This is a genomic window from Bacillus sp. KS1 (assembly GCF_020075515.1).
In the GTDB taxonomy this organism is placed as follows: Bacteria; Bacillota; Bacilli; order Bacillales; family Bacillaceae; genus Bacillus; species Bacillus velezensis.
On sequence record NZ_JACAWW010000022.1, the window covers coordinates 80,499 to 100,181 of the forward strand.

Genomic DNA, 19,683 nt, shown 5'->3' on the forward strand with positions numbered 1-19,683 from the left:
TGTACAATGAACAAAAAACGGCGGCGTTTATTCATTCGGACCGGCATCCTTCTCATCTTACTCTGCGCGCTCGGATATACCATCTATAATGCTGTTTACACAAACGGCGAGCGTATATCTGAGGGGTCCAAAGCCCCGAATTTCGCGCTGAAAGATACAGAGGGCAGACTCATAGAACTGAGTCAGTTAAAAGGAAAAGGCGTTTTTCTGAATTTCTGGGGAACGTGGTGCGAGCCGTGCAAGCAGGAATTTCCCTACATGGAGAATCAATACAAGCATTTTAAAGACCTCGGTGTCGAGGTGGTTGCGGTAAATGTCGGCGAATCAAAGATTGCAGTACATAATTTTATGAAAACATACGGCGTCAATTTCCCGGTTGCGCTCGATACTGACCGGCAAGTGCTGGACGCGTACGGCGTATCACCTATTCCGACGACATTTTTGATCAATCCCGACGGAAACGTCGTGAAAGTGGTGACCGGCACGATGACAGAACGCATGGTTCATGACTATATGAATTTAATTAAGCCGGAGGCGTCTTCATGAAAAAGGTCAAATGTGAATGCGGGCACGTGAATCCAGCCGGGACGGTTTTATGCGAGTCGTGCGGGAAGCCGCTTGATGATCAAAAATCGCTGCTTGCGGATATGCGGTACGACGGCAGCGCAAGGCGTTCGCAAACATATAACAAAACAATCGTAGATAAGGTATGGAACTTCTTTTCTTCCGTAAAAGTCGGAATATGGCTGATCGTCATTACTCTGGCGGCGTCTGCTTTCGGCACGGTTTTTCCGCAGGAAGCTTATCTGCCGCCGGGCGCCCAGCCGGATACATATTATGAACAGCAGTACGGCATAATCGGCCAACTGTATTATCTGCTGGGATTTCATCACCTGTACGGCTCATGGTGGTATATGCTCCTGATCGCATCCATTGGCATATCACTGGTCATCTGCAGCCTGGATCGGGTGATTCCTTTGTACAGGGCACTGAAAAATCAAGGAGTTCGGCGGAATCCGGTCTTTTTGAAGAGGCAGCGTCTATACAGCCGGACAGAAACCGAGCTGAGCGGGGATGCGGCTGATAGCCTCAGAACACGATTGAAAAAAAAGCATTATAGAGTGCGAGAACAAGAGGGAAGCATTCTGGCGGAAAAAGGCCGTTTTTCAAGGTGGGGGCCCTACGTCAATCATATCGGTCTGATCATTTTTCTGATCGGAGCCATGCTGAGATTTGTACCCGGTATGTATGTCGATGAAACGCTCTGGGTCCGTGAAGGCGAAACCGCTCAGATCCCCGGTACTGATGGCAAGTATTACTTAAAAAACAACCGGTTCACGATGCAGACATATAACAAAGACACTGAGAAAAAAGTATTCGCCGACGCCATTGACAGAGCCGGAAACGGCAAAGTCGCCAAATCCTTCACAACGGACGCGGTTTTGTACAAGAGGGAAGGCGACATTGTATTCGGCGAAAAGCCGAAGCTTAAAAGAGTCAAAGAAAACAATATCCGCGTCAATGAACCGCTTCGCTTTGACTCCTATTCTGTGTATCAGGTGGACTATAAAGAAAACCAGCTCGATCAGATGGTATTTCAGCTGATCGACCAAAAAACAAAACAGTCATTCGGCAAACTGAAGATCAATCTTCTTGATCCCGACACGGACTATGATCTTGGTAACGGTTACAAAGTGCAGATCGCCAGTTATCTTCCTGATTTTTATTTTAACAAGGACGGAGAACCGAGCACGAAAACGAAGGTTCCTAACAATCCGGCTTTTGTCTTTAAAATCACGGCTCCTGACAAGCCGAAAGGGGAGAAAAGTTTTGTTGCGATTCAGCAGACTGTTGAAGGTTCCGAAAGTAACAAGTACAAATTAAAATTCGACCATGTGGAAACGAAAAACATTACAGGACTCACCGTCAGAAAAGACTTAACCTTATGGGTGCTTGCCGTCGGCGGCGCGATCTTTATGATCGGCGTCATTCAAGGAATGTACTGGCAGCACAGAAGGATCTGGATCAAAACAGGTGATCATGAAGTGCTTGTGGCGGGACATACGAACAAAAACTGGTTCGGTCTGAAAAAGGATATCGAATTTGTTCTTAGCGGGACCGGGATTCAAGAGCCGGCCGATCAAAAAGAATTGGCCAAAAATCAGGCCTAGTGAAAAAGGAGTGGTGTCATGGCGGAGCTGAGCGCAAATTTTCTTTATGCTGCCTTTTTGATTTATTTAATTGCCGTCCCGGTTTTCGGCGGCGCCATCCGGGGAACAAAAGGTGCTAAGGACGGTAAGGGCCGCTGGTCGGCTATCGGAATCACGTTAACCATTTTCGGATTTCTTTGTCATCTCGGCTACTTCATTGCGAGATGGTCGGCAAGCGGACATGCGCCTGTCAGCAATATGTTTGAATTTACGACGTCATTCGGCATGATGCTTGTTCTCGCTTTTATTATTATTTACTTTATTTACAGACTGCCTTCATTAGGCATGTTCACATTGTCTATCGCGCTTTTGCTTATCGCATATGCAAGCATGTTTCCGACAGACATCACGCCGCTTATTCCGTCACTGCAGAGCAATTGGCTGTACATTCACGTCACGACGGCGGCGCTCGGGCAGGCGATTCTTGCGATCAGTTTTGTAGCCGGCGTCATTTTCCTGTTAAAGCATGTCGACCAATCCAGACCGGGCAAAAAAACGTTCTGGATTGAAGTCATCATGTTTATACTCGTGACGACCGTGGCATTTATCGCCGTCACGTCGGCATTCCGGCTGGCGGACTACAAAGCTGAATTTAATTGGGTGGATAAAAAAGAAGCCAAAAGCGTCATGATATATGATATGCCTGCGCTTGTCGGCCCGCATGAGGGAGAACTGCTTACGGAAGGCGCAATGAAGCCGCTTATTGAGCTTCCGGCCATTTTTTCAGGCAGAAAGGTCAATACGGTGATCTGGTCGTTTGGCGCAGGTCTCGTTTTATACGGTGGCCTCAGGCTGATATTCAGAAAGAGAATCAGCGCTCTTATCAGCCCGCTCGTCAAAAATGTGAATCTGGACTTGGTCGATGAAGTCGGCTACCGCGCTGTTTCCATCGGTTTTCCGGTATTCACACTCGGCGCGCTTGTGTTTGCGATGATTTGGGCGCAGCTTGCATGGACGCGTTTTTGGGGCTGGGACCCGAAGGAAGTATGGGCGCTGATCACCTTTTTATTTTACGCAGCGTATTTGCACTTGCGGCTGTCAAGAGGCTGGCATGGCGAAAAGTCCGCGTGGCTTGCCGTCATCGGCTTCGCCATTATTATGTTTAACTTGATTTTTGTGAATCTCGTGCTTGCCGGACTTCATTCGTACGCATAGATGCAAAAAGCCGATACAGTTCTCAAGCTGCCGCACAGTTTGTTAAAATGAAAGTAACAGAAGGAAAGCAGGGGGAAAACGATGGATCAAACAAATGAAACTAAAATATTAGTAGTAGATGATGAAGCCAGAATTCGACGCCTTTTAAGAATGTACCTTGAACGGGAAAACTATGTGATTGAAGAAGCGGAAAACGGCGACGAGGCCATTAAAATGGGGCTGGCATCAGATTATGATCTGGTGCTCTTGGATTTAATGATGCCGGGAACGGACGGAATCGAAGTATGCCGGCAGCTCAGAGAAAAAAAAGCGACGCCGATTATCATGCTGACGGCAAAAGGGGAAGAAGCCAACCGCGTCCAGGGGTTTGAAGCGGGTACGGACGATTATATCGTCAAGCCTTTCAGCCCGAGAGAAGTGGTGCTTCGGGTAAAGGCGCTTTTAAGAAGGGCTTCCCAAACATCTTATCTGACAGCCAATACCCCGACAAAAAATGTGCTCGTCTTTTCGCATCTATCCATTGATCACGATGCTCACAGGGTGACTGCGGACGGCACGGAGGTGAGCCTGACGCCGAAGGAATATGAACTGTTGTACTTCCTGGCGAAAACACCGGACAAAGTGTACGACAGGGAAAAGCTTTTAAAAGAAGTGTGGCAGTATGAATTTTTCGGAGACCTCAGAACGGTGGACACCCATGTCAAACGGCTCCGTGAAAAATTAAATAAAGTGTCCCCGGGAGCGGCGAAAAAAATCGTCACCGTATGGGGAGTCGGATACAAATTTGAGGTAGGCGCTGAATGAAGTTTTGGAAAAGCGTAGTAGGAAAGCTTTGGTTTACCATTCTTTCACTCGTGTTAATTGTTTTATTTATTTTAACGGTGCTGCTTCTGGAATTTATAGAAAATTACCACGTTGAAGAAGCGGAAAAAGATTTAACGCAGCTTGCCGATAAAATTGCGGTCATAATAGAAAATCATGAAGACCAGCCGCTTGCCAGATCCATCACGTGGGAACTGGCGGACAATTTAACGAGCATCGCGATCATTCAGGATGATAAGCATGTCTGGTATTCGCCCAATGACGATAATCATTTATCCTCTATTACATTAGAGCAGATCAAACATGACCGGGATCTGCACAAGGCGCTGACAGACCGCAAAAAAGTAAGCAAACGTGCGGTCCCCAACAATGCCGGTTCGGATAACGAACGGCTGATCGTCGGAGTGCCGTATGAAAAAGACGGCAAAAAAGGCATGGTCTTTTTATCCCAATCGCTGCTTGCCGTCAAAGATACGACGAAACATACAACACGCTATATTTTTCTTGCGGCGGGCATTGCCATCGTCTTGACAACGTTTTTCGCGTTCTTTTTATCCAGCAGGGTGACATATCCCCTTCGGAAAATGCGGGAAGGCGCCCAAGACTTGGCGAAAGGAAAGTTTGATACAAAAATTCCGATTCTGACCCAAGATGAAATCGGGGAACTGGCCATTGCCTTTAATCAGATGGGACGGCAGCTCAATTTCCATATTAACGCGCTGAATCAGGAAAAAGAACAGCTGTCCAATATTTTAAGCAGTATGGCAGACGGGGTCATCACCATTAATATCGACGGCACCATTTTGGTGACCAACCCGCCGGCCGAACGTTTTCTGCAGGCATGGTATTATGAGCAGAACATGAACATTAAAGAAGGAGATAACCTTCCCCCTGAAGCAAAAGAGCTATTTCAAAATGCAGTGAACACAGAAAAAGAGCAAATGATTGAAATGACGCTTCAAGGAAGGTCATGGGTTTTATTGATGTCGCCTCTTTATGCGGAATCACACGTCCGCGGCGCCGTGGCCGTGCTCCGTGATATGACCGAAGAGCGCAGGCTCGATAAATTGCGTGAAGACTTCATTGCCAATGTCAGTCATGAGCTCAGAACCCCGATTTCTATGCTGCAGGGATACAGTGAAGCAATAGTGGACGACATTGCAAGCACCGAAGAGGAGAAAAAAGAAATCGCGCAGATCATTTATGATGAATCTCTTCGCATGGGCCGGCTCGTCAATGATTTGCTGGATTTGGCCAGAATGGAATCCGGACATACGGGCCTGCACTATGAAACGGTAAACCTGCATGAATTTCTGGAGAAGATCTCCCGCAAATTTTCCGGGGTAGCGAAGGAAAAAGGCGTTTCGCTCACAGAAGACATCTCGGTGTCTCAGCCGGAGTGTGTCTTTGACGAAGATAAAATGGAACAGGTGTTTACCAACCTTATAGATAATGCGCTGCGCCACACGGAGTCAGGCGGAAGCGTTCATATCGCGGCTCAGACCGTAAAAGACGGACTGAAAATCGATATCAAAGATTCCGGCTCTGGAATACCGGAAGAAGACCTGCCTTTTATTTTTGAACGTTTTTATAAAGCGGACAAAGCAAGAACAAGAGGCAGGGCGGGGACCGGACTCGGACTCGCCATCGTAAAAAATATCGTGGAAGCCCACGGCGGCTCAATTGCGGTTCACAGCAGCATCGACAAAGGGACGACGTTTACATTTTATATTCCGACAAAAGTGCAGGATGACGTCTGAAATTGACGAACAATCTTGTTCCATACGAAACACCCGCATGTTCTGCGGGTGTTTTTTATTTGTTTCTCCTTTAAAAATTTAAGAATATGTTAATATAAATTCCCTTCCAAATTCCAGTTTCTCGTAATATAGTTGTAATGTAACTTTTCAACGCATTTTTACGACAAAAAAGTGAACGGAGGGGTTTCCCATGGAAGAAACCTTTCAGATATTATATGATGCATACCATCAAGATTTATATCAATTTTTATTTTATATGGTAAAAGATAAGTCGCAGGCTGAAGATTTGACGCAGGAAGTGTATATCCGCGTCTTGAATTCCTATCATACATTTGAAGGAAGAAGCAGTGAAAAAACATGGCTGTTATCCATCGCACGCCATGTGGCGATTGACTGGTTCCGCAAGCAGCAGACGATCAGACAGCGTATTATGGGTACGTTTGATTGGGATACACAAGATGTCAGAGATCAGCATTTGCTTCCGGACGAACTCGCCGTACAGCATGAAAACGTCCGGGAAATTTATACCGCGCTTGATCATTGCACCATTGATCAAAGAGCTGTTATTATCTTGAGATTTATTCAGGGATATTCCATTCAGGAAACAGCCGCCGCTCTCCGCTTCTCGGAAAGCAAAGTCAAAACGACCCAACACAGAGGGCTCAAAATACTTCGGAAACAGATGGAGCTTTTGAGGGAGGAGCTAATGGATGATGAAGTCATATTGGAACGAAGAAAGAGTAGAGGAGTTGTTAAGACAACTTCCGGCGGTTAGAGATCATCGTTCACCCGAGGCCATTTACCGGAATATTGAAACAGGTAAACCGTACAGGAAAAAACCGGCCCGAAGCTGGATCGGCCCCGCCGCAGCCGGCGTCTGCGCATTGTGCATCGCTCTGATTATATCTCCTCACTTGATGACAAACAAATCTTCCGGTGATCTTACCGCTGACAGCCGCCAGACTGAAAAAGCCAGTCAGTCAGCTTCTGTCAAGCCGCCGGATCAGAAGACGTTCGTCGTCTCAAACCAAAACAAAAACAATTACATTACCTTGGCATTTGCCGATTCAGAAACATCCGCCGTCATTCCGGTCAGTTTTGAAAAAAAGAAGCCGGATGAATCGGTTTCAGAGGCTTTATCCGAAGCGGAAAACCTAGAAGTGCCCGAATCCTTCCTGTCTGTGCCGAACCTTTTGGACGGTGTGCAGGTAACGGCGGATAAGAAGGACTTGCTTGTGCAGGTAAACGGACGGTTCTCTATCGAATCAGTTGCCGATGCTGACTTATTGAAAAAGATGCTGAAAGAGACTTTGACATGGAGTCCTTACGAGCGGATTAAATTGAAAAAGGTTCAAAACGGAGCCGGACAGGATTTTTATAAATCTTACGGCATTTCCGCTGAGATGTCCGTACATAAACAGACAAACCGGGCGTATTTTTCTTACAGCGACAGTCTGGGACAAGAGTATCTCATCCCGTCTGAACAAACCTATTATTCAGTATATCAGGCTATTGACGGGATGAAGACAACAGACGGAGGCTCACAGACCGCGAGCATTATAGAAGCAGATGCGATTGCATCGGTATCGGAAAGGAAAGACGGCGAGCAGCTGCGGATTCAATTGTCCGAAAAACATACGGTTGAAGATTCGCTGGAAGGGATTTTAATGATCGAAGGGCTTCTGTTAACTGCGAAGGAATTCGGTTATTCTGAGGTGCTGTTCACACATGCGCATACAAAGAAAATCGGTAATTATGATGTGACAAAACCTATCGCTGTGCCTGCCGCGCCTAATCCGCTTCCAAGCCATTAAACGTAAAAAACCCAAAACATATGAATGTTTTGGGTTTTTTGTTGGTTACGGAAGGTCAATCAGTTTAACGGAAACAATATCCTGAATTGAAGTCAGCTCATTGACGACTTTATCATCTAAATGTTTATCAAAAGAAAGCATCATAATGGCTTCTCCGCCTTTTTCTTTACGGCCTACCTGCATGGTAGCGATATTGATATCGTTATCGCCGAGGATGCGTCCTACGCGTCCGATTACACCAGTCGTATCCTGGTGCTGGATATAAACGAGGTGGCCGGCAGGATTTAAGTCAATATTAAAGCCGTTCAGTTCAACGATTCGTTCACCGAAGTGAGGGATATACGTAGCCGTTAACGTAAATGTGCTCCGGTCTCCGGTTACTTTTACGCTGATGCAGTTATCATATCCTGATTCATTGGAGGAAATCTTCTCGCTGAAGCTGATTCCGCGTTCTTTTGCTACACCGCCGGCGTTCACTTCATTGACCGTTGAGTCTACACGCGGTTTTAAGAAACCGGACAGCAGGCTTTTTGTAATAAATGATGTTTCAAGTTTGGCGATGGTGCCTTCATATTGAATCGCAACATCTTTGACGGGTTCCTTCATACATTGTGATACGAGACTTCCGATTTTATCAGCAATTTGGTGATAAGGCTGGATTTTTTTGAATTCATCTTTCGTCATCGCAGGCAGGTTGATCGCTGACATGACAGGCAGACCTTTTGCAAACTGCAGCACTTCTTCAGAAACCTGTGCCGCGACATTCAGCTGTGCTTCTTTCGTTGAAGCGCCTAAGTGAGGTGTGGCGATCACCAGCGGATGGTCGGGAAGCTTTGATTCAACTGGCGGTTCCACTTCAAACACGTCAAGGGCAGCGCCTGCGACATGGCCGCTTTCCAGCGCTTCCAAAAGCGCCGCTTCATCAATAATACCGCCTCTTGCGCAGTTGATAAGACGGACGCCTTTTTTCGTTTTGGCAATGGTTTCTCTGTTAAGCAGTCCTTTTGTTTCCTTTGTTAAAGGCGTGTGGACGGTAATGATATCCGCGCTTTCAAGCACTTCTTCGAATGTCCGGCTGTTTACGCCGATTTTGCCGGCTCTCTCTTCGGTTAAGAAAGGATCGAATACATGAACCGTCATACCGAACGCTCTGGCGCGCTGGGCAATCTCGCTTCCGATCCGGCCCAGACCGACAATGCCTAAAGTCTTTCCGTAGAGCTCCGCCCCGACAAAAGCCGTCCGGTTCCATTCTCTAGATTTTACTGAGATATTGGCTTGCGGAATGTGTCTCATTAATGAAGAAATCATCGCGAATGTATGCTCTGCCGTTGAAATGGTGTTTCCATTCGGCGCGTTTATCACGATAACCCCATGTTTTGTGGCCTCATCAATGTCGATGTTGTCTACGCCGACACCGGCTCTGCCGACGATTTTTAAAGAGGTCATTTTTTTAAACAATTCTTCGGTTACTTTCGTGGCACTGCGGACTAACAGGGCATCAAAGGTATGTAATTCATCTTCTGCATCCGCGACGTTTTTTTGAACAATTTCTATAAAGTCTGATTCCATCAGCGGCTTTAAGCCGTCATTGCTCATCTTATCTGAGACCAAAACTCGAAACATTGTTAGATTTCCTCCTAGTTTAGCTGACTAAATATCTGATAATTTATCATATTCTCAATAGAGTGTCAATGTGTATTGACGCAGTAAAGGAGAAAAGGAAACCGCTGAATCAGCTTAAATTGGGCTTCCCCAATATTTTATTTAAATTTGAGCAGTTCTCTATACAATTGCAATTTGATCATATATAATGTGAATAAATTCATAAGATCAATCTTCGGGGCAGGGTGAAATTCCCTACCGGCGGTGATGAGCATCATGCTCTAAGCCCGCGAGCTGCTTCGGCGGCAGGATCCGGTGAGATTCCGGAGCCGACAGTATAGTCTGGATGGGAGAAGATGGAGGTTCAGCAGACGTTTTGATGCTTATATCAAACGTTTCTTTGCCAAGCCTTAGTAAGCTCCCGCTTTTTAACAAAAGCGGTTTTTTTATTGGGGCGCAAAAGAACCTTTCCTCTTTTCGAGAGATTTGATCGAAAAGGAGAGAGCATTGTGAAAGTAAAAAAATTAGTTGTCATCAGTATGCTTAGCAGTATTGCTTTTGTGCTTATGCTGTTAAATTTCCCGTTTCCGGGTCTGCCGGATTATTTGAAAATTGATTTCAGTGACGTTCCTGCAATTATCGCCATTTTGGTTTACGGGCCTGCGGCGGGGATTGCGGTTGAAGCGATTAAAAATATTCTGCAGTATATCATTCAAGGAAGCATGGCCGGCGTGCCTGTCGGGCAGGCAGCCAATTTTATCGCGGGCACGCTGTTTATTCTGCCGACGGCGTTTATGTTTAAAAAGCTCAATTCTGCAAAAGGTCTTGCGGTGAGCCTGCTGGCCGGAACCGCAGCGATGACCGTGCTGATGAGTATTTTGAACTATATTCTTATCCTGCCCGCGTATACTTGGTTTTTACATTCACCGGCACTGTCAAACAGCCAGTTAAAAACGGCGGTTGTCGCAGGAATTCTGCCGTTTAACATTGTAAAAGGCATTATCATCACCATCGTCTTTACGTTCATCTTTACGAAGCTGAAACCTTGGATTGAACAAAAACGCAGCATCCAAACACAATAAAGACTGAAAGCGTCCGCTCTGTGAAAACAGCCGGACGCTTTTTTGTTTGTGCTGATCGGCAAAAAATAAGACTCCGGCCGATAACAGCCGGAGTCTTATTCAGGACGAAAAAGCTCCTCTCACGGGGAGGGCTTTTTTATTCGTATTTCAGCGGGTCGCCTTCGAACGGTTCATCCGCAACTTTGATTGAATCAGTAGGGCATCCTTCAAATGCGTCAATCATATCTTCTTCCAGAACTTCCGGAACTTCGACGACGCCTTTATTTTCGTCAAGCGTAACGAACGCAATGCCTTCATCATCATAATCATAAATGTCTGGTGCCGCAGCTCCGCAGGCGCCGCATGCAATACACGTATCTTTATCTACAATTGTGTACTTTGCCATGAATAAAACCTCCCAGATTGTTCGTGTTGGAACAAATGGTTTACCTTATATATTTTTAAATATAACACCTATTCCTCTTACTTATTGTAATGATGTTAGTGTCAAATTTCAACAGAAAAATGATTGAGAATGCTTATCACATAAGGGATTCTCTTTAGCACTTCCCCCTAAAAGATGACTTTAAACGTCAAATTTATATGAAAATCTGTTAAAATAAAAAGAACCAAAAAACGAAACTTGTCACAGAAGAAATGTAGGTGTGTTTAGATTGGCGATAAACTACTTTGATATCGTGGTTCTCGACTGTCTGGACAAAATAGACGGCGAACGGACTCCGAGTGCTGTGTTTCATTTATTAAAAGGAAAAAAGTCGTCTCAAACCATTCAGGATGCCGGCTTATTTCAGATCGCTAAATATTTCGGCATGGCTTCACAGTGTGAACGCGGCGATATTGCGTCTTCTTTGCATAAACTCACCGAAAGCTCATACATCACAGCCGGAAAAGAAGAGGGAACGTGGAAAGTGACTGCGCGCGGCGTTCAAAGGCTTGAACGGGCGTTTGCCGAGCGGCCTTGGCCGAAGCACTGCCACGGCGCGAATTATCAAACGCCTGCCGTCACCCTGTGGAGGCGGCTTTCCCTGCTCATTCAAGTCCTGTCAAACAAAGAGCATCAATGCAGTCAATATATCCCGGTTACCAACGATGTGCAGACGCTGAGATGGGTCAAACGGTTCATGCGGAAAAACAGAGATGCTAAAGAGCTTTCCGTCCAAATGCATGACGCGCTGTTTCAGCTTCTGCAAGGCGTAAGTGAACGGCAGGCGCTTATTTTTGTCTATTCTTTAACTTCATTCAACAGAATCGGCAAAACGAATAAGCAGCTCGCTCTCCAGCTGAACGAAGATGAATGGTATGTGTCCGTCCAGTTTTGGGGAGCGGTACATTATGTTATTCAATCGCTTCCGCAATGTGCATATCCCGCTCTGCGCGAGCTGTTGTCCGATCTGCAGGCGGAAAGCGCGCTGACGCAGTCTGCCAGAAAAACCTTTGAGCTGTTGGAAAAAGGGTTTCCGATTGAACGGATCGCCGCGGTCAGAAATTTAAAAACTGCCACAATCGAAGATCATATCGTAGAAATATCATTGCATCAGCCTGCATTTTTTATAGAACAGTATCTTTCTGAAGAGGAACAGCGTATGATAACGGCATTTGCAAAACAGCATCAAACGAATAAAATTAAACGGATTCGCGAAGGAATGCAGATGCGCTTCAGCTATTTCCAGATCAGGCTGGCGCTGGCAAAGACGGTGAATCAGCATGACTGAGCTGCATAAAGCTTTATCCAAGTATTTTGGTTTGCATTCCTTTAAAAAAGGGCAGGAAGAGATTATGACTAGCGTGCTCCAAAAAAAAGATACGATCGCCATGCTTCCGACCGGCGGGGGAAAATCATTATGCTATCAGCTCCCGGGTTACATGATGGACGGGCTGGTGCTGATTATTTCGCCGCTCCTATCATTAATGGAAGATCAGGTGCAGCAGCTGAAAGCGAAAGGAGAAAAGCGGGTTGCTGCATTAAACAGCATGCTGAATTCCGCAGAGCGGCATTTTATTCTCAGCAACATCAGCAGGTATAAATTTCTCTATATGTCCCCTGAAGCCCTTTCTTCACCTTATGTACTGAACCGTTTGAAAAACGTTCCGGTCAGTTTATTTGTTATTGATGAGGCTCATTGCATATCAGAATGGGGACATGATTTCAGGCCTGATTACTCGAAGCTCGGGCCTTTCAGGCAGGCACTCGGAAAGCCGCCTGTATTGGCGCTGACCGCAACAGCGACAAAAGAAACACTCAGAGACGTGACGGATGTGCTCGGACTTGAGCATGCGGTGCGTCATCTTTATTCAGTCAACCGGCCGAATATTCTCCTGGCGGCAGAACATTTGGCGGATAATGCCGAGAAAATAAGCAGGCTCACGGAGCTTGCCGAAAAGCTTGAAGGCCCGGGTATCATATATTGTCCGACCAGGAAATGGGCGGAAGAGCTTGCGGCTGAGCTGAATGAAAAAACGGGAAAGCGGACGGATTATTATCACGGCGGAATGGATACAGGGGACAGAATCTTGATCCAGCAGCAATTTATCCATAACCAGCTTGATTGCATCTGCTGTACCAATGCGTTCGGTATGGGTGTGGATAAGTCAGATATCCGCTTTGTCATTCACTTTTATCCTCCCCAAACGGCTGAGGCCTTTATGCAGGAAATCGGCAGAGCGGGACGCGACGGCAGCCCGAGTGTCAGTATTTTGCTGAGGGCGCCCGGCGATACCGAGCTTCAGCAGCAGATTATTCAGACAGAAAGCCTGTCTGATTATGACCTGGAAGGTATTCTGGCCGTCATACGGGATGCCGGTACGGGTGATGAACGAAAGCTTCGGGACGTTCTGATCAATAAGGGCGTCCAGGAAACACAGGCGCGAACGGCCGTCCATCTGTATCTGCAAGGAAAAACAACAAAAGAGCAGCTGCAGGAAGAACTGACATACCGCGTGGAAAAGAAGCTGCGTAAAATGAATCGTTTTTCAGCGTTATTAGAGCGGAAAGAATGTATAAGAGAAGCGCTGCTGTCTTATTTTGATGAACCGTATGAGCCTGAAGGTCAAACCGGACAATGCTGCAGCAGCTGCGGACTTGATCTGGCTCCGTACGAGCAAAAAGGAGAACGTAAAAATATGGAACGGTTTGAAGATTGGAAGCTGGAATTAGGCCGGATTTTCGGTTCAGAGTCTGCGGGTGAGTTCAGCTGAGACGGCAAAGCGAATTGATCCGGCAGCTCTCAGACCGGGAGATTGTGATGCAGCTGTATGCCACCCAATTGCTCATATTGGCGGTTTCAGCTGTTATCGGCTTTTTCTTTTTTACCGACATTCACGATTTTTTAAAGCTGTGGCATATACGTGACGATAATATCATATGGTACGGTGTAACTCTTGCTGTCCTTGTCATTTTTGCCGATCTGGCGGTGATGAAATGGTGTCCTTCGCATTTATATGATGACGGCGGCATTAATGTATTGCTTTTTAAGAACAGGCCGGTTTTGCACATTTTGTTTTTGACGCTTCTCATTTCGTTCAGCGAAGAGATTTTGTTCAGAGGCGTTCTGCAGACACATATCGGCTTGTGGGCCGCCAGCTTCATTTTTACGGTGCTTCATTTCAGATACTTGGCGAAGTGGCTTCTGTTTATGATGGTTGCGGGCATCAGTCTTTTGCTGGGGCTTATCTATGAATGGACCGGCAATTTATTCGTTCCGGTTACAGCGCATTTTATTATTGATGCGGTATTTGCCTGTCAGATCCGTTTTCAATATGTTAGGAGGGGTTTGCATGACGGAAATGTCAAGAGTTGAAAGAAGAAAAGCTCAGCTGCGTGCCGAGCAGCAGGTTGCCGCGGCCGCGGATGAACAAATTGAATATCTTGAAGACAGCCTCCCGACAAGACAATCTGTAAAAGAGGAGCGTAAAAAAAAGGAAGAGCAGGTGAAGGAAAAAACCAAAACAAAAACGCCGCTGTTCACTTTTCTGACCGTCCTGTTCATTATCGTAACAATCGGTGTCTTTTTCGGTCTTCTTTATATGACGAACAGCAGCAGATTTGACCCGAAGGACTATGAAGATGTCTTCATAGACCACAGTGAAAGCGCGCCTGCCGTTATTCCGAAAGGCGCTCAGAAAGAAACGTCAGAAACCGCTCTTTTAGAACAACCGAAAAAAAAGTCTGACGACAAAGATAAGAAAGAAGCGGCTGCATCTGAAAAAACGAAAGAAAAACCAAGTGAAAAACCAAGTGAAAAAACACCTGAAAAAACGGAAACGCCCTCAGAAAAACAAGTAAAGCCGACAGACACCGAATACGCGGAGACAAAACAGCAGTCTCCGCCGGCTGTCCGTGAAAAAGCGGCTCCGGCTGCCGCGAGTGATCAAGCCGGGACTGTCCCGAAAAAAGTGCGGACCGTACAGCATACTGTACAGCCGAAAGAAACGCTTTACCGCATTTCAATGAAATATTATAAAAGCCGGGCGGGCGAAGAAAAAATCCGCAGCTACAACGGATTAAACGGAAACGACGTGTACACCGGCCAGGTTCTGAACATTCCGCTGTCTGATTAAAATAAATGCATGTTTTCACCGCGTTTTTCATATAGTGTACCAATGAAAACGGACAAGGTGTGAAGCGCATGGATTCTTTATGGAAGCAATTAGACCGATTTGCTGACGGACCGACGAAACAAATGCTTCAGGCGCTGGTGAAACGGAAATTAAAATACGAAAATTATGCCGCGCAATGCCGAAGATGGCAGTGGGCGTCCCTCGTTTGTTTTTCCCTGATGTGCATACTGCTGATGTTTAAAAGCTTTAATGCCCCCCAAGCCTCTCCGCAGCTGATTCTGCAGGAAATATTAGGCCATACGGTTTACTTGTGCTGGATTATGGCTTCCGCTTTTGCGTATTGCACTTCTTATTATTTTAAAAAAAAGGAAGAAAAAGCTGAGGGTGAATTTCATAAATTGAGATGTGAAATTATCCAAAAAAGCACGGATTTATGGCCCCAGCCTGAAAAATGGAGGGCGAGAGAATCTGTTTTTCACTTGATGAAACATCGGTATGATATCAATCTTTATTTTGAAAGCAAATAAAATGAGGCGTTTTCCGGAAAGGATAGAAACGTCTTTTTTTGTTTGTCCGTCTAATGTAAGACAATGACAGAATGGAGAGTGCGTTTATGAAGCTTACAGCGGGAATTCTCGGCTCATTGGCGGGAGCGGCTGCGGTTATGGCGGCCGTTATGTACAAAACGGCAAGCGGCAGCCATCTGAAAACACATACATTTACGCTTGATAAAATGAAGGGGATGAAGCCGCTCACCATCTTCTTTATATCTGACGTGCACCGCCGTTTAATTGATGAAAAGCTTCTCCGCGAAGCGGCAGGTTATAAGCCGGATGCCGTTTTGCTCGGCGGTGATTTGGCGGAGGGCGGAGTTCCTTACGCCAGAATTGAAGAAAACATCAAACGTTTGACGGCTCTCGCGCCTGTCATGTATGTGTGGGGGAATAACGATTACGAGGTCAGCCAGCAAAAACTGCTCTCTCTTTTACGGGCATACAATGTGATCCCGCTGAGAAATGAATCGGTTCAGTTTGCTTATAAAGGGGAAACCGTTACGATCTGCGGCGTGGATGATATCAGGATGATGATGGATGATTACGATTCTGCAATCAGATATACGGATGCCGACAAAGTAAACCTCCTGCTTTGCCATAACCCCGACATCCATGAGCAGATGAGGGAGTCAGACGGGATTGACGCTGTGTTCAGCGGCCATACGCATGGCGGCCAAATCCGTTTCGGCCGGTTCGGGCCGTACGAATTGGGCGGGACGGGAACGGTAAAAAAAGCGCATTACCTGATCAGCAACGGCTACGGGACGACAAAAGTTCCGCTGAGGCTCGGGGCGAAACCGGAGACGCATATGATTACGCTGTGCGGACCGGATGAGCCGTCTTCCTGAAACAAACCCGGCCGCTGTGATAAAAAACGGCATTCTGCTTGTCTTCCCGCTGTACACGGTGTAAACTGATAACAAATTAAGAACCTATGACTCATTTATTCATATACTGTGTTATATGATTTGTGTGCAAGAAGAGGCAGGAGGGAACATTATGCGGCTTGAGCGTCTGAACTATAATAAGATTAAAATCTTTTTAACCCTCGACGATCTGACTGATCGGGGACTGACAAAAGAAGACCTCTGGAAGGACTCGTTTAAAGTCCACCAGTTATTTAAAGATATGATGAATGAAGCAAATACAGAGCTCGGCTTTGAAGCGAATGGTCCGATCGCGGTGGAAGTATATTCTCTTCAGGCACAAGGCATGGTTGTGATTGTAACGAAAAATCATGACGCGGACGCAGAAGATGACGAATATGACGATGATTATATCGAGATGCAGGTCAAACTTGACGAAAGCCCGGATATTATTTATCAGTTTCATTCGTTTGAAGATATCATTCAGCTTGCCGGAAGCCTTCACCGAATCGGGATTACCGGCGGCACCGTCTACCACTATGAGAACCAATACTATGTAAGCCTTGAAGACCTCGGCTCCCGTTCCGCCGAAGGCGTCATCGCGGTGCTGGCTGAATACGGACACCCGGCGACAATTACGATTTACAGGCTCCATGAGTACGGAAAACTCATCATGGACGGCAATGCTGTGGAGACCATCCAGAAACATTTTTCATAAAGAAGATTTGAAACGGCAGCTGTTTTCAGCGGCCGTCTTTTTTTAAGCGAAATAATGGAAAAATCATTGTCTTTCTTCTATGCACGGAGATATTGAAGGTGTATACTAGTCACTGAAAGGGAGCATGAGAGAAACAGAAGATTTTAGGAGGTTAACTCAAATGGCAGCCGATCGATTCACCGGTCATAATGAAGAAGACAAACATGATGTATTAAAATCAACCCAAACCGTAATACATAAAGCTCTGGAAAAATTGGGGTATCCAGAAGAAGTGTATGAACTGCTGAAAGAGCCGCTCAGATTATTAACGGTTAAAATTCCTGTTCGGATGGATGACGGGTCTGTGAAAATATTTACAGGCTATCGTGCGCAGCACAATGATTCCGTAGGTCCGACAAAAGGCGGCATTCGTTTTCACCCGAATGTAACTGAAAAAGAGGTGAAAGCACTTTCCATCTGGATGAGTTTAAAATGCGGAATTATTGATCTTCCTTATGGCGGTGGTAAAGGCGGAATTGTTTGTGATCCGAGAAATATGTCATTCAGAGAGCTTGAAAGGCTGAGCAGGGGATATGTCAGAGCAATCAGTCAGATTGTCGGACCGACTAAAGACGTCCCGGCACCTGACGTATTTACAAACTCACAGATTATGGCTTGGATGATGGATGAATATTCAAGAATTGATGAATTTAACTCACCCGGCTTTATTACGGGAAAACCGCTTGTACTCGGCGGGTCCCACGGCAGGGAATCAGCGACGGCAAAAGGCGTCACCATCTGCATAAAAGAAGCGGCCAAGAAAAAAGGTCTCGATATTCAGAACGCGCGCGTCGTCGTACAAGGTTTCGGAAACGCGGGCAGCTATCTGGCCAAGTTTATGCATGACGCCGGCGCGAAAGTTGTCGGAATTTCTGACGCGTACGGAGGCCTTTACGATCCGGACGGTCTTGATATTGATTATCTGCTTGACCGCAGAGACAGCTTCGGAACGGTGACGAAACTTTTCAATGACACCATTACGAATCAGGAGCTGCTTGAGCTGAACTGTGATATACTTGTCCCGGCGGCGATTGAAAACCAAATTACAGAAGAAAACGCTGACCGCATCAAAGCGAAAATCGTTGTAGAAGCGGCAAACGGACCGACGACACTGGAAGGAACGAAAATCCTGACAGACAAAGGAACGCTGCTGGTTCCCGATGTTCTGGCGAGCGCCGGCGGTGTAACGGTTTCTTATTTCGAATGGGTTCAAAATAACCAGGGCTTCTACTGGAGTGAAGAAGAAGTCGAGGAAAAACTGGAAAATATGATGATAAAATCGTTTAATAATATTTATGAAATGTCCCAAAACCGCCGGATTGACATGAGGCTTGCGGCTTACATGGTCGGCGTGCGGAAAATGGCGGAGGCTTCGCGTTTCAGAGGCTGGATATAAACCAATCGTTTGCATAAACAAAAAAAATCTCCTATGATAATATAGGAGATTTTTTATATGAGTGGAAACTTATGATGGAAATGCCAATCGCAGGAGTTGAAGGACATGACAGAAGAAAAAGCAATTATAATAGGCGGAGGTCCTTGCGGATTATCGGCGGCTATACATCTGAAGCAAATTGGCGTGAACGCGCTTGTGATCGAAAAAGGGAATGTCGTAAACAGCATTTATAACTATCCGACCCACCAAACTTTTTTCAGTTCAAGTGAAAAATTGGAGATCGGCGATGTCGCCTTTATTACGGAAAACAGAAAACCGGTCCGAATACAGGCTCTCTCTTACTACAGAGAGGTTGTCAGAAGAAAAGAGCTGCGCGTAAACGCCTTTGAAACGGTGGAGCGCGTAACGAAACAGGAAGACGGCCGTTTTCTTGTAGAGACATCAAAAGACCGCTATCTCACTCCGTTTTGTATCATTGCGACAGGATATTACGATCATCCGAATTATATGAACATACCGGGTGAAGGGCTTCCTAAGGTATTTCATTACTTTAAAGAAGGCCATCCTTATTTTGATAAAGATGTTGCTGTGATCGGCGGGAAAAACTCAAGTGTGGACGCGGCTTTGGAACTGGTGAAGTCCGGTGCGCGCGTCACGGTGCTCTACAGAGGACATGAGTACTCCCCGAGCATCAAGCCGTGGATTCTGCCTGAGTTTGAGGCCCTCGTCAGAAACGGCACAATCCGGATGGAATTCGGCGCTTGTCTTGAAGAAGTGACGGAAGATGAAATCATTTTCCGCTCCGGCCGAAATGAGACGGTCCGGCTGAAAAACGATTTCGTATTTGCCATGACGGGATACCATCCCGATCACGGTTTCCTCGAAAAAATCGGTGTGCAGATTGATGCTGAATCAGGCCGGCCGTTTTTCCGGGAAGAAACGATGGAAACAAATGTTGATGGTGTTTTTATCGCCGGAGTCATTGCGGCTGGAAATAACGCCAACGAAATTTTTATCGAGAACGGCCGTTTTCACGGCGGCTTGATCGCAAATGAAATATCAAAACGGCTGGGTGCAGAGAGCATATGATCATTCATATGCTCTTTTT

Annotated in this window: 19 protein-coding genes and 1 riboswitch; of the genes, 17 read left to right on the forward strand and 2 right to left on the reverse strand. The window is 46.1% G+C overall.

The window, feature by feature from the left end; translation table 11 throughout:
- Window positions 1–6: 6 nt before the first annotated feature.
- The 7 genes from resA (at window position 7) to HWY38_RS17070 (ending at window position 7,761) form a co-directional block, all read left to right on the forward strand.
- Window positions 7–546: a thiol-disulfide oxidoreductase ResA gene (gene resA, locus HWY38_RS17040; RefSeq protein ID WP_014418277.1), complete on the forward strand. Its 540-nt coding sequence runs from the start codon at window positions 7–9 to the stop codon at window positions 544–546.
- Window positions 543–2,171 carry a cytochrome c biogenesis protein ResB gene (locus HWY38_RS17045; RefSeq protein ID WP_224182244.1) on the forward strand — a complete coding sequence of 543 codons (1,629 nt, stop codon included), beginning with the start codon at window positions 543–545 and terminating at the stop codon, window positions 2,169–2,171. The genes resA and HWY38_RS17045 overlap by 4 nt, the downstream gene beginning before the upstream one ends.
- 18 nt (window positions 2,172–2,189) lie before the next feature.
- Window positions 2,190–3,365, forward strand: coding sequence for a c-type cytochrome biogenesis protein CcsB (gene ccsB / locus HWY38_RS17050; RefSeq protein ID WP_224182245.1), 1,176 nt, complete (start codon window positions 2,190–2,192; stop codon window positions 3,363–3,365).
- Window positions 3,366–3,446: 81 nt separating this feature from the next.
- Window positions 3,447–4,169, forward strand: a complete 723-nt coding sequence (gene resD / locus HWY38_RS17055; RefSeq protein ID WP_003153397.1) for a DNA-binding response regulator ResD — start codon at window positions 3,447–3,449, stop codon at window positions 4,167–4,169.
- Entirely contained in the window at window positions 4,166–5,947 is a 1,782-nt protein-coding gene (locus HWY38_RS17060; protein ID WP_007409435.1) for an ATP-binding protein, read from the forward strand. The genes resD and HWY38_RS17060 overlap by 4 nt, the downstream gene beginning before the upstream one ends.
- 190 nt (window positions 5,948–6,137) lie before the next feature.
- Window positions 6,138–6,722, forward strand: coding sequence for an RNA polymerase sigma factor SigX (sigX, locus tag HWY38_RS17065; protein ID WP_003153399.1), 585 nt, complete (start codon window positions 6,138–6,140; stop codon window positions 6,720–6,722).
- Window positions 6,697–7,761 carry a sugar dehydratase gene (locus HWY38_RS17070; protein ID WP_224182299.1) on the forward strand — a complete coding sequence of 355 codons (1,065 nt, stop codon included), beginning with the start codon at window positions 6,697–6,699 and terminating at the stop codon, window positions 7,759–7,761. Before sigX ends, HWY38_RS17070 begins: the two co-directional genes overlap by 26 nt.
- 45 nt (window positions 7,762–7,806) lie before the next feature.
- On the opposite strand, the gene serA is transcribed toward HWY38_RS17070, so the two are convergent.
- Complete coding sequence (gene serA / locus HWY38_RS17075) at window positions 7,807–9,384, reverse strand: phosphoglycerate dehydrogenase (RefSeq protein WP_007409437.1); 1,578 nt, start codon at window positions 9,382–9,384, stop codon at window positions 7,807–7,809.
- A 206-nt stretch (window positions 9,385–9,590) separates the two neighbouring features.
- A riboswitch (FMN riboswitch) is annotated at window positions 9,591–9,725 on the forward strand.
- Between the two features lie 147 nt (window positions 9,726–9,872).
- Here serA and HWY38_RS17080 point away from each other — a divergent pair.
- On the forward strand, window positions 9,873–10,445 hold the full coding sequence (locus tag HWY38_RS17080) for an ECF transporter S component (protein WP_003153402.1): 573 nt from the start codon (window positions 9,873–9,875) through the stop codon (window positions 10,443–10,445).
- A 136-nt stretch (window positions 10,446–10,581) separates the two neighbouring features.
- Here the strand turns inward: HWY38_RS17080 and HWY38_RS17085 are convergent, their stop codons facing one another.
- A complete protein-coding gene (locus tag HWY38_RS17085) occupies window positions 10,582–10,830 on the reverse strand; it encodes a ferredoxin (RefSeq protein ID WP_003153403.1) in 249 nt (82 codons plus the stop codon).
- A 268-nt stretch (window positions 10,831–11,098) separates the two neighbouring features.
- On the opposite strand from HWY38_RS17085, the gene HWY38_RS17090 reads away from it, so the two are divergent.
- The 9 genes from HWY38_RS17090 (at window position 11,099) to HWY38_RS17130 (ending at window position 19,664) form a co-directional block, all read left to right on the forward strand.
- Window positions 11,099–12,157, forward strand: coding sequence for a helix-turn-helix domain-containing protein (locus tag HWY38_RS17090; protein ID WP_224182246.1), 1,059 nt, complete (start codon window positions 11,099–11,101; stop codon window positions 12,155–12,157).
- Window positions 12,150–13,640 (forward strand): RecQ family ATP-dependent DNA helicase, encoded by a 1,491-nt coding sequence (locus tag HWY38_RS17095; protein ID WP_224182247.1) that lies wholly within the window; start codon window positions 12,150–12,152, stop codon window positions 13,638–13,640. The genes HWY38_RS17090 and HWY38_RS17095 overlap by 8 nt, the downstream gene beginning before the upstream one ends.
- Window positions 13,641–13,654: 14 nt before the next feature.
- Window positions 13,655–14,242, forward strand: a complete 588-nt coding sequence (locus HWY38_RS17100; RefSeq protein ID WP_007409441.1) for a CPBP family intramembrane glutamic endopeptidase — start codon at window positions 13,655–13,657, stop codon at window positions 14,240–14,242.
- A complete protein-coding gene (locus HWY38_RS17105) occupies window positions 14,220–15,002 on the forward strand; it encodes a LysM peptidoglycan-binding domain-containing protein (protein WP_101669885.1) in 783 nt (260 codons plus the stop codon). The genes HWY38_RS17100 and HWY38_RS17105 overlap by 23 nt, the downstream gene beginning before the upstream one ends.
- 68 nt (window positions 15,003–15,070) lie before the next feature.
- Complete coding sequence (locus HWY38_RS17110; RefSeq protein ID WP_007409443.1) at window positions 15,071–15,529, forward strand: YpbF family protein; 459 nt, start codon at window positions 15,071–15,073, stop codon at window positions 15,527–15,529.
- Between the two features lie 86 nt (window positions 15,530–15,615).
- The gene (locus HWY38_RS17115; RefSeq protein WP_224182248.1) at window positions 15,616–16,404 is read left to right on the forward strand and encodes a metallophosphoesterase; all 789 of its coding nucleotides are present in this window, start codon (window positions 15,616–15,618) and stop codon (window positions 16,402–16,404) included.
- Between the two features lie 151 nt (window positions 16,405–16,555).
- Window positions 16,556–17,140, forward strand: coding sequence for a genetic competence negative regulator (locus HWY38_RS17120; protein WP_003153412.1), 585 nt, complete (start codon window positions 16,556–16,558; stop codon window positions 17,138–17,140).
- A gap of 160 nt (window positions 17,141–17,300) precedes the next feature.
- Window positions 17,301–18,575 carry an NAD-specific glutamate dehydrogenase gene (gene gudB, locus HWY38_RS17125; RefSeq protein ID WP_224182249.1) on the forward strand — a complete coding sequence of 425 codons (1,275 nt, stop codon included), beginning with the start codon at window positions 17,301–17,303 and terminating at the stop codon, window positions 18,573–18,575.
- A 105-nt stretch (window positions 18,576–18,680) separates the two neighbouring features.
- A complete protein-coding gene (locus HWY38_RS17130; RefSeq protein WP_024085539.1) occupies window positions 18,681–19,664 on the forward strand; it encodes a YpdA family putative bacillithiol disulfide reductase in 984 nt (327 codons plus the stop codon).
- The last annotated feature ends 19 nt before the right edge of the window (window positions 19,665–19,683 follow it).

Bases quoted from the DNA above. Each gene is read 5' to 3' on its own strand.
- resD (WP_003153397.1), top strand. From the start codon at position 3,447: ATGGATCAAACAAATGAAACTAAAATATTAGTAGTAGATGATGAAGCC.
- HWY38_RS17115 (WP_224182248.1), top strand. From the start codon at position 15,616: ATGAAGCTTACAGCGGGAATTCTCGGCTCATTGGCGGGAGCGGCTGCG.
- serA (WP_007409437.1), bottom strand. From the start codon at position 9,384: ATGTTTCGAGTTTTGGTCTCAGATAAGATGAGCAATGACGGCTTAAAG.
- HWY38_RS17045 (WP_224182244.1), top strand. From the start codon at position 543: ATGAAAAAGGTCAAATGTGAATGCGGGCACGTGAATCCAGCCGGGACG.
- HWY38_RS17120 (WP_003153412.1), top strand. From the start codon at position 16,556: ATGCGGCTTGAGCGTCTGAACTATAATAAGATTAAAATCTTTTTAACC.
- HWY38_RS17110 (WP_007409443.1), top strand. From the start codon at position 15,071: ATGGATTCTTTATGGAAGCAATTAGACCGATTTGCTGACGGACCGACG.
- HWY38_RS17095 (WP_224182247.1), top strand. From the start codon at position 12,150: ATGACTGAGCTGCATAAAGCTTTATCCAAGTATTTTGGTTTGCATTCC.
- resA (WP_014418277.1), top strand. From the start codon at position 7: ATGAACAAAAAACGGCGGCGTTTATTCATTCGGACCGGCATCCTTCTC.
- HWY38_RS17105 (WP_101669885.1), top strand. From the start codon at position 14,220: ATGACGGAAATGTCAAGAGTTGAAAGAAGAAAAGCTCAGCTGCGTGCC.
- HWY38_RS17085 (WP_003153403.1), bottom strand. From the start codon at position 10,830: ATGGCAAAGTACACAATTGTAGATAAAGATACGTGTATTGCATGCGGC.
- gudB (WP_224182249.1), top strand. From the start codon at position 17,301: ATGGCAGCCGATCGATTCACCGGTCATAATGAAGAAGACAAACATGAT.
- HWY38_RS17060 (WP_007409435.1), top strand. From the start codon at position 4,166: ATGAAGTTTTGGAAAAGCGTAGTAGGAAAGCTTTGGTTTACCATTCTT.
- HWY38_RS17130 (WP_024085539.1), top strand. From the start codon at position 18,681: ATGACAGAAGAAAAAGCAATTATAATAGGCGGAGGTCCTTGCGGATTA.
- sigX (WP_003153399.1), top strand. From the start codon at position 6,138: ATGGAAGAAACCTTTCAGATATTATATGATGCATACCATCAAGATTTA.
- ccsB (WP_224182245.1), top strand. From the start codon at position 2,190: ATGGCGGAGCTGAGCGCAAATTTTCTTTATGCTGCCTTTTTGATTTAT.